Genomic DNA, 13650 nt, shown 5'->3' on the forward strand with positions numbered 1-13650 from the left:
CATATTGAATATATTGATACAGATTTTGAGGCATTTGACATGGCGAGCAAGCAATCACCCTCGGGCAAAAAGCTGATGGCTAAGGCTACACACCTTGTGTACGGCTTTCCTGGCGAGCTTATGGTCGGCTGGGAAGCTCACCCTGCGGGTCTCGACAAGTATGAAATCGTCAGACATGACGGGTCAAGGCGTGTCATGAGTGTTGGCGAGCAGATCAAGGTGAGGGAGCGAGGAGGGCTTGAGCCCTCTACCTCTATCGTGAATCGTAGCGAGTCTGGTGTGCTCATGGTTGGCAATAAAAGCGTGCTGATTGGGGCTGGTTTGAAGCATGGTTATCAAGCTCGCGCACTTGCCCAAAGGAACACGTACCTGCTTCTTTCCGATCAAAAGCATCAGCTTGGCAAGGTTACAATTGGTGAGCATGTTGACGGCCAGTCTGTCTGCCTGGTTGATGGTCACCTTCTAAAGGTTGGCGAGAATATCTACCCGATTGTCCCAAAGCAGCGCGAGATTACGCTATTGGTGATGGGGTCGTCCTATGAAGGTGGATATCTCAGCTACGTCAATATCGTGGAGAAGGGCAATATGCTCAATCGCAAGGACGGCACGATGGGCGCACTGATTCCACCTAAAAACGAAGGAGAGCCTGCTTTGTTCACCGAGGTTTACGGTGGCAAGATGGTTGTCACTGCCAGGTTCTGGGTAGAAAGCAATGGAAGAAAATTAGGCTATCAATTCAGAGATGGTGAGACCGCACTTCAGGAGCTTGTGGCAGAAGAGGCGCTCAATAACGCCCGCAAAATTGCTATCGAGACAGGTATCGAGCCAGAAGAGTATGCTGAGTACATTATTGCATCTGAGAGGCTCGATGCATTCAAGGATCAGTGGCAGAAGGAGGGCATGAGCCTTATCCTGGGTGAAAAATACTTCCGCCCACATGATCCTCGCAAGGAGCTTGAGGATCGTGGGCTATCCTTCTAGAAATCTTATCAGCGCTTAAAGAAGCCCTCTCTTTTTGATGAAGTCCGCAAGGCCACCTTTTTTGGGTGGCTTTTCTGATTTCAGGGCTGCCTCTGTTTTGTCTTCAGAAAGGCTCTCATCGCCGCTGCTTGTGACAATGTTAGCCGCCTCGCTCGGCGAGGTGGTCGGTTGATCAGCTTCGGTTTCCTCGGAATATGCATCTGGCGCTTCATCCAGCTTGGCAATCAATTCCTCATCATCAAGCCATGGAGAGAGTATTTCACTGGAGACAGCCTCATCCATCGCATCAACCACGTCAGCCGTAGCGGTCTGAAATTCTTCCTTCGAGATGTAATCACCATCACCCTTATCGATTGTGAGGATTGCCTCCTCCATGAATGGGTCAAGTTTTATTTTATCAAATGAAATATCCGACTCTCTTCCAAAAAGAGTTTCTCCATCTTCCATGTCGTCACTTTCAATAGGATCTTCATAGTCATCAGATTCCGAAAATAGCTTATCGAGATCATCATCAAGTGTAGCATTGCCCATGCTTTCATTAATTAGGCTTCCATTTTGTTGCTGGTTGTGGGCGCCATCTTTGTAATCTGCTTGGTCAATGATAGATAGCGGATGGTCTTTATGATGGATAATCAAATTATCTTGCTCGACTCCTCCATGCAAATCAGCATTCACTTCAATTACGGTATCAAAGATATTGTCTGTGAGAACATAGGCGTCTTCCGATAATGGTGTGGCACTTTCTTGATCATCAGTCTTTTTGCTTTCTTCATAGACTGGGCTACCAGCCTCACTAGAAGGAGTCGAGAGCAATCGTTCATCCATTCCATCAAGTGATTTAATTTCAACAGGCTTTGGCTTATACCATTGGGCAAATCCTGGGTTTGCTGTAATACTTAAGCCGCTGCTGACAGCTTCAACTTGTTTATCTTCTACTTCCTCATTTACGTTCATGACGTCTAGGCTTGCCACTCCTGATTGACTGAGTTGCAAAGGGGAGCCGACAGACGGGCCAAGTAGGTGGATCTTGTTTAGCAGGCGCTCTTTATTCTCCAGCCGATCAATCTTTACCGCCACCGGGAAAATCCTTGGTTCTCCATTAATAAAATAAGTTTCTTCAAGCTTCAAAAAGTCAGACTGACTTCTAATGCCGTCTTTAAAAACCTTTTTGCCAGCAAACCGCACGATTGGCATTACACGATATTTAAACTCACCAAATCCATCTAGATCGGGATTAAGGTTCCTAAAGTGCTGAAACATTTCTGCCGCGTGCTGATAACGCATGTAGACTTTTTGATAAATTGGAAATATTTCATTATGTATTTCATGCACTACATGCCCGCTGGGTAACTCAACTCGCATCATAAAGCCAATTTCGGGCGTATTCTCATGCTCTCCGAGCTTTTCATTCATGAACGAGAGCATACTTTCCTCATCCCCTTTGCCAAAGAGTTGTTCTTTGTCATAGAGATACCCAAGGAAATAGAAATCAAAACTCTTATGGTCATTGATGACGGCCTCATTTCGCTGAACCGCATCCTCCCATTCATCAGGCTTTGACGTTTCAAGAAACTGTATGCTCTCACGAGCCTCTTTTATCTTCTTCGTCTCCTTGTCAATAAAAAGCCGACCCAGACCGATAAAAGGAAGATCTCCAGAAGATCCATATGCTCCAGCGTTATGCCCACTGCGAAGAATCTGCGCCCATCTTGAGATATAGCTTACAACTGACTTCCTGTTGTTCGTGTCTTCCTCGCAGTCGGTGAAGACAAGTATTCCAGAAGGGTTGTTTGGCCCATTATCCTCAGAGGCCAAGCAGGAGAGCTTGCTCTCTCGGATATCTCGCTTTGCAAAGCGTGAAATGCTTGGGGTCGCCTCCGCCATACGCACGTTGCCCTGGACGCGCAGCTTGATATTGACCAGCCTTCCGTCATGGGTAAGCCCCTCAACAGAGTGAAGGCTTTCGACACCCCGCTGATTGTATGTCCTGGGGTACAAAATGATGATTTTCGATTCACTGCTCATGAATGGCCTTGTCAATAAATGCGCATTCATTTATGATGCGCGACCTCGATGACCTCATTCTACCAACTGATGGACAGAAATCCATGTCAATAGATGCAGAATTGACAAAATGCATGCTTGAATCGAAATTCAGCTTCATGGAGCGGGCTATCGCAAGGGAGCTGCTATCGCTTTTGACCGAAAGCAAGACCATCGGCTCTCATAGCCTGGTGACGAATCTGTGGGCAAATGAATGGATGGTGGAGGAAGCCATCATCTGGAAGGTCATCCAGGCAATTGAAATCAAGGGCATCTGGGAAGTTGTGTCGGGCATGGACGGCGATCTGCTTGTCAGCAAGGCAATCGGTGGGGCGGCCAAATCGATCAGCAAAGCCAAGAAAAATGCCTCGCTGAAAGCGATTAAAAATCGCTCATGCACAGAGCGGGCGGCTGACCTGACCCTTTCTGACGCAAACATCGCGCACCGCTCCATGTTTGCTGAGGTTGTGCAAACCATTCCCTTCGAGGATCGTTTTACTGCACTCAGAAAGCCGTATGACGGCTGGCTCCCTTGTGCTACGTACACGGCTTCTGGCATGGTATATAGGCCTGATGCAGCCCTTATAGACCGCCTAAGACGTGAATACCCAGCGCTGGACATGGAACTCGCTTTTGCACTCATGTATGAAGATCTTCGTGATGCCAAGCGGGATCGACCAAGCATGGACGCCTTTGGCTATTGGATCCGGAACTGGCTAAAGAGCAATACTCAACGCCTTATCGTTGCAGCTGATGCTACAGCGCACTCTGCTGCCATAGACTCACTTTTGGAACAATATTAATGAATCCACCTGATCCAACCAAAAAGACCATCGACCCGGATTTGCTACAGGCATGCCAGCGAATCGCGACCGGCCTTGTTGTGCGATATGGAAACTCGCTTTTCAGTCGCATTCACGGCGAAATGAGCGAGTTTTCAAGGATGCTTGCCATTGTGCTGGGTCGCGCAGGTTGCGACGAGGCAAACGCCATTGCTTTGCAAAATTGGCTACAGCAAGGCTTGAGGCCGCTCAGCGATTATCCGCCAAGCATTGAAGTCCTATTGCACTTGTCGTATCTGATTCGCACATACCCAATGAGCGAATACCAGATGAAAATGAAGCATGTCTGGTATGCCCTGGATACGGCCTATTCACAAACATACTTCAAGAACTGGCGAAACGAAAAACCTCTTGATGAAATGACCCGCGAGCGTGTGTGGCTTAGCGCGTTTGATGAATTGTGCCTAACCGAGGCCGAGGTTACCCAGATACGCCAGCAGTTCAACCAAAGTGGGCTCTTTAGGCAGTTCCCGCCCTCGCTTGAGCAGTTCAAGGACGCGGCCATGGCCATCAGAAAGGGGGCCCCTCTTGTGGAGGTCGCATGGCTGGAGGCGACCAATCGTCAGGCTCAAGACACCCATCCACTGGTTATACAGGCCCGTGGTGCGATTAGCTCACATGACCTTAACGTTCACGCCCGTGAGCGGGATACCGAATACAGATTTAAGGCCATTTACAGAAAGCTCTTGAGCGATGAATACGTGGCGCCTGTGAATGTGATTGAGCACGTTCCTCGCCCAACGGAGTACGAGTCCCGAGAGTCCATCGCTGAGCGGCTGGCTCGCTGGGCCAAATAATGACAAAGCCCGCTTAGGCGGGCTTTTTTTGACTAATGAACTGCCAAGATTAAAATCCTGACGGTATTGCAATCGCAAAATGAGAATTGGTTTTCACTCAAGCATCGAGCGAAGCTTTTGAAGGCTTTTTCCTTCAATCACCCTCACTCTCTCTATTGAAATTCCTAGCGTTTTAGCCAGTGTTGACAGCTTCTGGCGCGGATCCTCAAGAAATCTGGCGGCGATAATCAATCGCTCACGTTCGGACAACCGTTGAAGTGCCGCATCAAGGCGCATCTCAGCCTCTTCATCCATCACAGACGATTCGAACTCCGTCAGCGCTTCTGATGATTCCTGATAGACATGCGCGGTTATAGCGCAATGACTGGAGTACCAATAGGCCACAATTTGCTGAAGGCGGAAAGGATCGATCCCGGTTTCCTCACCAAGACTCACCATAAGCGCCGATGAGATCATTTGGCCTTGCCTGAGGTACTTTTTCAGGAGCTTTAGAAGATCAAGCTCGCGTCGAGATAGGGTAGGGCGGTCATCGGCCTTTTCGGTCAGGTAAGTGAACAGATTGCGGCGCATGACGTAGTGCGCGTAATGATCAAATGAGGCACCCAGGTCAGCCTGCCATGTGAGCGTCGCCTCCCATAGGCCCAGCATCACCTCCTGGATCGCATCGTCCTTGTGCATCGCATTGAAAACATAATCCTTGACCATGGCATGCGCCATCGGGCGAGATGACTGCCAAAGCTGAAGGCGATGAGAGGGTTCCAGTGAATTCATTACACGCTAATTGACGCAATATATGTGAATCACTATAATCGCACGACACTGATGGCCAGGCAACCATCAAATGAACGCTTCGGAGCCGTGCAGGATGATTTTCAAACACCTAAATCTTTACCGTATTGGGGGCAAGGTTGAGCAGGATAGGCTGGAAGCATTCCTGTCGGACAATCCTTTTGTCCCCTGCCTGCCGAATCAGGAGCGATCAGCCGGTTTTCCGACCATCGTCGGCCTGGATCGGCGTGTCTTTTCAGCGCAGGGGTGCATGCTGTTTAACCTGATTGTTCAGGAAAAAATCATTCCCGCCGCAGCGGTGAAAGCCGAATACCAAAAGTCGCTGCAACTCCAAGAGCGAAATGGCGTGAGACTCAAGCGCGAGGAAAAGAAGGCGCTCAAGGAGCAGGTTCGCGAAAGCATGCTGCCCCGCGCGTTCATAAAAAACACGGATCTCTGGGCTTATGTGGACAATCTGAATAAGCTTCTGGTGATTAACACGTCCTCTCGCAAGGCTGCCGATGGTCTTGCCCAGGCGCTACGCGGCGTAATGGACGAAGGTCTCATTTATCCCATCAGGCCGCAGCACGATGTGTCATCACGAATGACCTTCTGGGTCAGTGAGGATCAGGTGCCGGAGCCATTCACCATGGGATACAAGTGCATGATCACTGACGGCGAGGGCTCGATCCGGTATTCCAAGCGCTCGCTAGAGGACGACAATTTACGCCAGTATCTCAGGAGTGACATGTCAGTGACTGAGATGGCACTCGACTTTGGCATCAGAAGTAGTTTCTCACTGGTTGAGGACTTCATGATAAAAGACTTCTCACTAAGCGAAAAGACGCTGGCTGACATCGACCAGGGGAATGGTGAGCCGCTAGAACAGCTGGCTGGGGACATTGTCTTGATGCGTAATGAGGTTAACGATCTTCTAAATAGCCTGCTAAATGTTCTCGGTGGAGAGCCCGCATCGTCAATAGAGTGAAATAAAAATGAAGATCGCTTGGCTATTTAATTGATTGCGTTTAAAATAGCGTGTAATTCAATAACCAAGCCCAGAAGGTTTGTCTTCGCTTGGAGGTGTTGTTGCAACTCAGGCTCCGCAGGGGAACGTGTATAGCAAATACTGTGCATAACAGGTCACGTCTACCACGGGCCACCTTGTGGAGCTTAAGATCAGCCTAACCAGCAGTGATCGAGCAGCCAACGACACACCCAGTTTTGTACAGGCCTTGCTGAGGGATCTTCTGGAGATCGCTCATATGAACATGTCCGCCGAAAAAACACTGATGGATCTTCTCCCTCAAGAAGCCTTCAAGGTTGAGATGCTGCTTAAGGAAGCCGAGCTTTTTGAGCATGATCTTCAGTTTATCTCTTTCACACATGCCCCTGGCCCTGTCGCTGGCATGTTATCCCGCTGGATTGAGGGTGAAGACAACCTTCACACGGGTCGCTTGACTCTATTTATTAAATCCTCCCACGACGAAAGGGCTTTCATCGCACATCCAAAGCGAAAACTGAAGCTGATCGCCGATTCAATTCGTGTCAAGGAAATTCATGAAGCCATTTTGATTGGGCGTGACATAGCCGTCATCAACGTTGAAGGCCATGTTGGCATCTACCGCGACAAGCGCTTCGTTGACTCGCTCAACAAAATTATCAAATCGGTAATTCGCATCTCCCTGATTGAGCAGCAGAGGGAGCAAGTATGAGATATGCATTGGCGATTCTGTCGCTAATCGTTCTGCCTGCAACCAGCGTGCTTGCAGAAAAGAACCCGTTTCTGAAGCCTGATGTTCGAAATCCACCGAAACCTGTTCAGATTGCGCCTTCTACTCAGCACATGATGGGTGTACCAGGTGCCAGTGGTGCTATGCCAGTCATCGATAACGCGATGGCGCCGCCTCAGGAAACAGGCGCGGTTGCAAACGCCAAACTGATCGCCGTTATCAATGGTGAGGAAGTCTGGTTCAAGACCGATGAAAAAATCTACGTTCGGCAAAAGGAGCGCGACGGGTCGAAGATCCGCCTCCAGGAAGCCCTGACCACTCAGCCCGACTCACAAAAGAGTGATCTGCCAGTCGTACCAGCGGGCAGGCCGTCGCACTACCAGGAAATTAGAAGATGAGCACGAACTATAAGTCATTAAAGCTAGCCATTCTGGCGGCAGCGCTGGGCATTGCCGGATGTAGCGGTCTGGATATTCCGCAAGAAGTCGAATTGCCCTCCAAAGAAGAGATGACAGATGGTCTTAAACAGCAGTGGGCGACCACAACACCGGCCATCCGTGAAGTCAGGATGAAAAGAAGCTTTGTCATCGATTCGCCGGAGCGAATTCCTGACAGCATCGCCAAAAAGCGGGTTCAGGTAACCTTTAGCAAAGACTCAACACTGGATGATCTCTCAAGCGTGCTGAACCCGCTTGGGTTCTACATGGTGGTTCCTAATGAGGAGCTGCGAAAGAAAAGCATGGTCATCTATGAGTATGAGGGAGCATTTGGTGACTTCATGAATGCCTTATCCTTTGCTCATGACCTGAGCTTTAGCTGGTTGCCGGGCAATGTCATGATGGTTCAGGAGGATAAACCCTACATTCTTCAAATTCCTCAGAACGAGAACGTTTCCAAGGCCATTCAGGAAAACATCACAGCCCTCGGCGCCAAGGATGCCAAGGTTTCGGTTCAGGCAGGCACCATTCATTATCGGGCGAGCGAGAACAATCAGCGCAAGATCGTTGAGATGGTCAAATCCATGGGTCTCAACGCAGCAGTCGTGTCGATGCAAGTTGCCATCGTCAACGTCACGCTCGACAGGGAGCGCAACACCGGTTTTGACTGGGGATCGCTCAAGGTGGGTATCGGCGCTCAGGATCTTGCGAATACCGAAGAGGAAACTGTAACCCTGCCCACCACAGGAACCGATACTACAGGCACGCCCACGAGCTCAACCGAGGAAAAGGCGACACTCGGCAGCAATCTCAAGGACATGGCGGCCTACATGGGTCTTACGAAAGAGGGCATTGCACTCAACCTGGCAAAGGGTGATTTCAATTTCATGAGCGCCTTCCGCATGCTCTCAACCTACGGTGAAGCCAGAACTGCTCAGTCAGTACTGATGGACTCCCTGTCTGGAGAAGAAGTGACGCTCAAGTCGGGGCAGAAGGTGCCTTACATCAAATCCGTAGGCGTCAACTCATCGAATAACGTAAACAGTGCCAATAGCCTTGGTAGTACAAATATCAGCGAGGTCGATATCGGCCTTGAGCTTAAACTCACGCCGTTCTATGACCATCGCTCGCAGACTGTAACCATCGGCGTCGATTTGTCCTTAAGCTCATTGCTTCGCTATGTGGAGCTCTCGGCGGGTAATCAGCTGGGCTCGGTATCGCGTCCCCTTACCCAGGAGCAGGCGTTCACTGATCTGGTGCGCGTACGGGCGGGTGAGAGCCTGATCATTGGCGGTTTGACCTACGATTCGATCAATGACAACCGATCAAATCTGACGTTTCTCGAAAAGACCGACACAGCCTCTCAGGCCAAGAAGATCAGCAGAACTGCCATGTTTATCTTGATGCGCCCTACAGTCACCGTGTTTGAAAGCAGTGAGGCGCAATAAGATGCCAAACGTTCATGATGATGAATTAAAAAGCCTGCTGAATGATTTGGCGATTGATTCGTCAAGCCCTCATGACCAGGAGCGGCTGATCGATTTATTGCTTGATGATGTAGAGGGCGTGCCAAAAAGCCTGCCTCTAAGCAACCCTGCCAAGGCTGAAGCGGATACCGACGAGGATGACCTCGATGTCAATATTTCTTTTACGAAGGACATTGACTCAACTGACTTGAGTGCAGACGGAATTGATGGGGATGATGTCGATAAAGAGTTATTGCAGCCTGATGAGACTGTCAAAACGGCAGAATTCCCACGTGAGGCTCCGATTGCCCCGATCAAGCTCAAGGCAAAGCGCGAATCGCTATTTGCAAAACTGAAGGGCTTTTTTGATCCCAAAATTTGGCCACAGGATATTCATGTAGGAGATCCTGCCTTTTCCTTGCCAAAGAAGATCTACATTGGCTATCTGACGAATATTCGAAAGAAAGACCTGATCGGATATATCAATGAGTGGGTCTTTGACAACAACTGCAACCGCTCAAGTTGTTATTACCAGACCCTGGCCTGGAATGGGGGGTTTGTTTTCGAGATTCAGGAAGGTGGTTCAGGGCATGGTGTGTTACAGTCTGTGCTGCGAAATCTACAAGCGGAAGATGAAATTACCGTTCCAAGCATTGACCGCTATATCAAAGTGGCCAAAAAGTTTGATGGCTTTTCCGTTTACATGCTCAACGAATATGAGAAGCATGAGGAAAGTGCCTGCATCGAATTCACGGATTCACTGACTCCGTTTTATAAGCGAAACCATGGCCTGATGCTGGGCGGAGTTATATCATCGACTCTATCAATTGGTTTTCTTTTGACTTCATGGTTTATGGTTAACGTGGTTTATAACAAGGATACAGTGCCCGTATACGGGAAGACCTCGTATGAGTTGCCGTCTCAGCAGATCAATAAGATTTCAGACATAGCATCAAGAGAGGATGCCTTTCTCAAATCGCTGACCTTTGCGGCAGGCAAGTGGAAGATCAATCTGGAGACGGTACAGGTTGAGCCGCAGGCTGAGCCAGAGCCTGATGTGGTGCCAGCGGGTGAATCGCCAAGCATTGAGGCAACCGGGCTACCACCCCTTGTCTCAGACGCTCCGCAGGCACGTGTAGATGTTGATCTGATAAACCTGCACCAGGATCTTGTCAGAACCATGGCGGAGGAGGCCAAATGACACGAGGAAATGCTTTTTATAATGCGGTCATCGGTACGTCTGGCCTGGTTGTCTCAGTATTGGCTTTGACATTAAGTACGGCTTTATTGCTGGGGCCGAGACAAGAACCCGATCTCAATGCCATCCGCAAGTCTAATATCGAAAGCTGTCAGCTGGCAGGGCAGCGGGAGGGCTATATAGTCTCCAAACAGGGTATCGGTGTGGAAATGAAGATATCGGGAATAAAGAACTACAGGGAAAAGCTGATGAGCAGTTCATTGGTCATCAAGCAGTGCGAGGGCATGGTATTGAACACATTCTGCATGGGGGAGTGCCTTGACAGCAAAAATTCCAAGTACCAGGGCATCATCATGGACTTGCAGTATAAAGAACCTGTTCTTAAGTAACTTATTTACTGCATAGAAGCGCAAAGCCTGTAAACGGGCTTTGCGCTTTTTTATTCGCTGAACTTTAGTGTGCTCCTTAGGCTTTGCCTGTATTTGACAACCTCCAGAAACAACTTATAGAAATAATTTCATATATACCCGAAACTAATTGATCGTCAATATTTACATATCGAAATAACGTGCGTAATATTCAAAACATCGAAAGGCAATAGAGCCGAACGATTCAAAATAACAAGAAAGAGGCTACGCACCATGTTTGCACTGATTATCGCCATTATCGCTATCGCACTGACCATCTACCTCGCCGTTTCCACCCTGTTCTACGGCGGCGACGCTCTGTCCAACGGTTCGGCTCGCGCCATCGCTTCGGCCTTCATCAACCAGGGTCAGCAGATCAACGGTGTTCACACCCTGTTCAAGAACGACAACGCTGGTGTAAAGGTTGGTGACGAAGGTTTCGGGCTGGCAGCCCTGGTTGACCAGGAATACCTGAGCTCGATCCCAGTACCAAGCAAGGGCAGCGCCTGGACTGTTGACGCCGCGTTCGACACTGGCACTGTTACTAACCTGCTGGTCGTGAAGTCCACTGGCGTCGCCGAGGGCGCTGGTAGCGGTAATGTGGGAGACTCTGGTTATGTTGCTCCTACCGACGCCTCCATCATTCCTGATGAGGTTTGTGACCTGATCAACGAGCAGGCTGGTGTTGGCTCCGAGACCTTCGGTTGCGTAGTTGGCACCACCGACGTTGAAAACACCGTTTGGTATCGCTTGTAATACCCACGGAACAGAAAACCCCGCTTCGGCGGGGTTTTCTTTTGCCCAATCATTATTGATACGCTATTATTGAAAAAAGAGGTGACACATGAACCCAATGAATTTACTTAAGCTTTCACAATCACGTTTTGTTCGTATCCTGGATTTTATCCTTCCCGTTCTGGCGCTTGGTGTGGCCGCGTTTTACTTCTGGGGCAAGGGTGATAACGGCCAGGCATTGATTTGGCTGATAACTGCGCTCGTTGGCTTTGTCCTTACGATTGCCAACATCACAAAAATCATGCACCGCATTTTGACCCGTAAAGTCAGCAACAGGGCCTAACCATGGTTCAGCTAATCGTCATCATTATGGCCATTGCGCTTGGCAGCTATGCCATTATGGCTGGCGTAAGCTATCTGGATCTGGGTGCTATACAGGTTAAAGAGCGTGAGGCAGTGTGGTCAAACACCTCACTCACGCTCTCTGGGGCATGGGTCAAGTTTGGGCACAAGTACAATCGTGCCCCACTTAGTGCTGAAGAGCTCTTGTCCGAGTCTTCAGCGTTCTACGTTGTGCCTGATGGATTTACCCTGACCGTGCCATCTGATTACAAGGGCTGGTGCTTCACGGGGCAGGCCGATGAGCAAGACTTTCTTGCGCTCGCCAGACTGTCAAGGAAGCTCAAGCAAAATTATGGACTGTCGTCCGCATGTGGCCACCATGGCGGAGTCAATGAATCCTGGTATGAAGGCCTGGATAATCAATATCCAAAATCCGTCGCGTTGACATTCAGGATTGCCGAGTAATGATCGCGATGCTGATGCTTGCTGTGCTATTGGTAGGTTCAATAGGCTATATCGTGCAAGCTGAAGTAAAATTGAATATCAAGACTGACAGCCTCAGGCTTGAAAGAAATGAGCGCATAGTTGAAGGGCTGCTTGGAGACGCTGCGCTTCGATCACTCAAGCCCATAGGCCCTGGCGGCGAATACCTTCCGCCAATTGGAACAACCCTGACTGATAGCAATCAGATTCTTGGGCAAACAATGCCTGATTTCTTGGCCATGCCAAAGTCAATCAGTGCTAATAACAAAATCCTTTACTGTCCAGTCGGAAACCAAAAGACTGAGGAGGGATCCGGCGATTTAATGCAGATACCGGATTCGTCACTCAACAATTACAGCATTGAACCCATAACAGTTAATGGTTGGCCGTTTGTTTATAGTAGCTCTTTGTATAATATTCCACCCGACTATAACAAAAATGTAGTAGCATTCATTTTAATTACTAAAAATGGTTGGCAAGGCGCATCCTGTCAGAACATTCAATATGTCTCATCAAGATTCCTTGTGCCAAGACGGGCCGATAAGGTTATTCCAGTGATTGCGCCAGAAGCCAAGACCGCTCCAGTGGATCCGTCTCCCGGCCCTGGCAAACCTGTGGATCCACCTAAGCTTGATCCGAGTGACCCTGCAAACCCAAGTGAGTCTGTATGCAAAAAAGTAAAACCCAAATATTGGCTGTTCCCCTGGTTCTGGAAATGCCTCTCCTTATGGCCATGGTTATGGTAGGCAGTCTTTCATGATTTCAATTCTGATCCTGTCTATTATCATTATCGGTCTGGTCTCCCTCGTGGCTCATTCGATTGTCGGGCTTTATTCAAGCGCGGCTTCTCTTGATCTGCTTACCCAGGAGATGAGACTTGAGGCGTTATGGGTTGATGCGATCTCGCGGCACCTTGTAGCGGCAGGGCCAAATGGCGAATATATTGCCCCAATTGGACAGCCAATCCTCTCGGATGGGGGGCTCGTTATAGGTCATGGCCTGCCAGCCTTTGTAGAGGCTCCAAAGCAGAATAGCCTGGGCATGCCCGTTCGTTATTGTGCGTTAGGCCATGAGCCAGTTTTATCACCCGATAATTCTTTCAATACCAAAATATGGCTTAACTCAACAGCAACTTACCTGGTTGAGGCGATGACGATTAATGGCAAGAATTATGCCTATCGAGGTGATAACATTTCTGGAATGACGCGCAATAGTCACAACATTGTAGCGTTCGTTATTTCACCGACTGAGATAAACGACAACCTCTCATGTCAAGATGTAAGATATGATCATGACAATGGAACCTATCGTGTAGTCGGGATGGATGCTTCAGTGCTGCCAGTTTTGGCACCTCACGTGTTTACACCCTAGTGATTCTTTGGCATAATTTATGACTAATTAGACAGAACACACGCTCA

At 49.0% G+C, this 13650-nt stretch carries 16 protein-coding genes; 14 read left to right on the forward strand and 2 right to left on the reverse strand.

The window, feature by feature from the left end; genetic code table 11:
• Positions 1-39: 39 nt before the first annotated feature.
• Complete coding sequence (locus P5704_025735) at positions 40-981, forward strand: hypothetical protein (protein WOF82192.1); 942 nt, start codon at positions 40-42, stop codon at positions 979-981.
• Positions 982-996: 15 nt separating this feature from the next.
• Here P5704_025735 and P5704_025740 read toward each other — a convergent pair whose 3' ends face one another.
• Positions 997-3006 (reverse strand): hypothetical protein, encoded by a 2010-nt coding sequence (locus P5704_025740; protein WOF82193.1) that lies wholly within the window; start codon positions 3004-3006, stop codon positions 997-999.
• Between the two features lie 32 nt (positions 3007-3038).
• Between P5704_025740 and P5704_025745 the strand changes: the two genes are divergently transcribed.
• Together P5704_025745 and P5704_025750 are read left to right on the forward strand one after the other, a co-directional pair.
• Positions 3039-3827: a hypothetical protein gene (locus P5704_025745; GenBank protein ID WOF82194.1), complete on the forward strand. Its 789-nt coding sequence runs from the start codon at positions 3039-3041 to the stop codon at positions 3825-3827.
• Positions 3827-4663, forward strand: coding sequence for a hypothetical protein (locus P5704_025750; GenBank protein WOF82195.1), 837 nt, complete (start codon positions 3827-3829; stop codon positions 4661-4663). Before P5704_025745 ends, P5704_025750 begins: the two co-directional genes overlap by 1 nt.
• A gap of 93 nt (positions 4664-4756) precedes the next feature.
• On the opposite strand, the gene P5704_025755 is transcribed toward P5704_025750, so the two are convergent.
• Positions 4757-5434 carry a sigma-70 family RNA polymerase sigma factor gene (locus P5704_025755; protein ID WOF82196.1) on the reverse strand — a complete coding sequence of 226 codons (678 nt, stop codon included), beginning with the start codon at positions 5432-5434 and terminating at the stop codon, positions 4757-4759.
• A 94-nt stretch (positions 5435-5528) separates the two neighbouring features.
• Between P5704_025755 and rdgC the strand changes: the two genes are divergently transcribed.
• From rdgC to P5704_025810, 11 genes are all read left to right on the forward strand, one after another.
• Positions 5529-6419, forward strand: coding sequence for a recombination-associated protein RdgC (gene rdgC / locus P5704_025760; protein ID WOF82197.1), 891 nt, complete (start codon positions 5529-5531; stop codon positions 6417-6419).
• A gap of 178 nt (positions 6420-6597) precedes the next feature.
• Positions 6598-7146, forward strand: a complete 549-nt coding sequence (locus P5704_025765; protein WOF82198.1) for a hypothetical protein — start codon at positions 6598-6600, stop codon at positions 7144-7146.
• Positions 7143-7562 (forward strand): hypothetical protein, encoded by a 420-nt coding sequence (locus P5704_025770; GenBank protein ID WOF82199.1) that lies wholly within the window; start codon positions 7143-7145, stop codon positions 7560-7562. The genes P5704_025765 and P5704_025770 overlap by 4 nt, the downstream gene beginning before the upstream one ends.
• Complete coding sequence (locus tag P5704_025775; GenBank protein WOF82200.1) at positions 7559-9049, forward strand: hypothetical protein; 1491 nt, start codon at positions 7559-7561, stop codon at positions 9047-9049. The genes P5704_025770 and P5704_025775 overlap by 4 nt, the downstream gene beginning before the upstream one ends.
• A 1-nt stretch (position 9050) precedes the next feature.
• Complete coding sequence (locus tag P5704_025780; GenBank protein WOF82201.1) at positions 9051-10268, forward strand: hypothetical protein; 1218 nt, start codon at positions 9051-9053, stop codon at positions 10266-10268.
• Positions 10265-10654 (forward strand): hypothetical protein, encoded by a 390-nt coding sequence (locus P5704_025785; GenBank protein ID WOF82202.1) that lies wholly within the window; start codon positions 10265-10267, stop codon positions 10652-10654. The genes P5704_025780 and P5704_025785 overlap by 4 nt, the downstream gene beginning before the upstream one ends.
• A gap of 252 nt (positions 10655-10906) precedes the next feature.
• Positions 10907-11428 carry a hypothetical protein gene (locus P5704_025790; GenBank protein WOF82203.1) on the forward strand — a complete coding sequence of 174 codons (522 nt, stop codon included), beginning with the start codon at positions 10907-10909 and terminating at the stop codon, positions 11426-11428.
• Between the two features lie 88 nt (positions 11429-11516).
• Positions 11517-11750: a hypothetical protein gene (locus P5704_025795; protein WOF82204.1), complete on the forward strand. Its 234-nt coding sequence runs from the start codon at positions 11517-11519 to the stop codon at positions 11748-11750.
• A 2-nt stretch (positions 11751-11752) separates the two neighbouring features.
• Entirely contained in the window at positions 11753-12214 is a 462-nt protein-coding gene (locus P5704_025800) for a hypothetical protein (protein ID WOF82205.1), read from the forward strand.
• The gene (locus P5704_025805) at positions 12214-12978 is read left to right on the forward strand and encodes a hypothetical protein (protein WOF82206.1); all 765 of its coding nucleotides are present in this window, start codon (positions 12214-12216) and stop codon (positions 12976-12978) included. The genes P5704_025800 and P5704_025805 overlap by 1 nt, the downstream gene beginning before the upstream one ends.
• Before the next feature lie 10 nt (positions 12979-12988).
• Entirely contained in the window at positions 12989-13603 is a 615-nt protein-coding gene (locus P5704_025810) for a hypothetical protein (protein WOF82207.1), read from the forward strand.
• The last annotated feature ends 47 nt before the right edge of the window (positions 13604-13650 follow it).

Source organism: Pseudomonas sp. FeN3W (assembly GCA_030263805.2).
In the GTDB taxonomy this organism is placed as follows: domain Bacteria; phylum Pseudomonadota; class Gammaproteobacteria; order Pseudomonadales; family Pseudomonadaceae; genus Stutzerimonas; species Stutzerimonas stutzeri_G.

What these genes read in the sequence shown, in the direction of transcription:
- P5704_025735 (WOF82192.1), top strand. Translation starts at nt 40, where the DNA reads ATGGCGAGCAAGCAATCACCCTCGGGCAAAAAGCTGATGGCTAAGGCT.
- P5704_025740 (WOF82193.1), bottom strand. Translation starts at nt 3,006, where the DNA reads ATGAGCAGTGAATCGAAAATCATCATTTTGTACCCCAGGACATACAAT.
- P5704_025745 (WOF82194.1), top strand. Translation starts at nt 3,039, where the DNA reads ATGATGCGCGACCTCGATGACCTCATTCTACCAACTGATGGACAGAAA.
- P5704_025750 (WOF82195.1), top strand. Translation starts at nt 3,827, where the DNA reads ATGAATCCACCTGATCCAACCAAAAAGACCATCGACCCGGATTTGCTA.
- P5704_025755 (WOF82196.1), bottom strand. Translation starts at nt 5,434, where the DNA reads ATGAATTCACTGGAACCCTCTCATCGCCTTCAGCTTTGGCAGTCATCT.
- rdgC (WOF82197.1), top strand. Translation starts at nt 5,529, where the DNA reads ATGATTTTCAAACACCTAAATCTTTACCGTATTGGGGGCAAGGTTGAG.
- P5704_025770 (WOF82199.1), top strand. Translation starts at nt 7,143, where the DNA reads ATGAGATATGCATTGGCGATTCTGTCGCTAATCGTTCTGCCTGCAACC.
- P5704_025775 (WOF82200.1), top strand. Translation starts at nt 7,559, where the DNA reads ATGAGCACGAACTATAAGTCATTAAAGCTAGCCATTCTGGCGGCAGCG.
- P5704_025780 (WOF82201.1), top strand. Translation starts at nt 9,051, where the DNA reads ATGCCAAACGTTCATGATGATGAATTAAAAAGCCTGCTGAATGATTTG.
- P5704_025785 (WOF82202.1), top strand. Translation starts at nt 10,265, where the DNA reads ATGACACGAGGAAATGCTTTTTATAATGCGGTCATCGGTACGTCTGGC.
- P5704_025790 (WOF82203.1), top strand. Translation starts at nt 10,907, where the DNA reads ATGTTTGCACTGATTATCGCCATTATCGCTATCGCACTGACCATCTAC.
- P5704_025795 (WOF82204.1), top strand. Translation starts at nt 11,517, where the DNA reads ATGAACCCAATGAATTTACTTAAGCTTTCACAATCACGTTTTGTTCGT.
- P5704_025800 (WOF82205.1), top strand. Translation starts at nt 11,753, where the DNA reads ATGGTTCAGCTAATCGTCATCATTATGGCCATTGCGCTTGGCAGCTAT.
- P5704_025805 (WOF82206.1), top strand. Translation starts at nt 12,214, where the DNA reads ATGATCGCGATGCTGATGCTTGCTGTGCTATTGGTAGGTTCAATAGGC.
- P5704_025810 (WOF82207.1), top strand. Translation starts at nt 12,989, where the DNA reads ATGATTTCAATTCTGATCCTGTCTATTATCATTATCGGTCTGGTCTCC.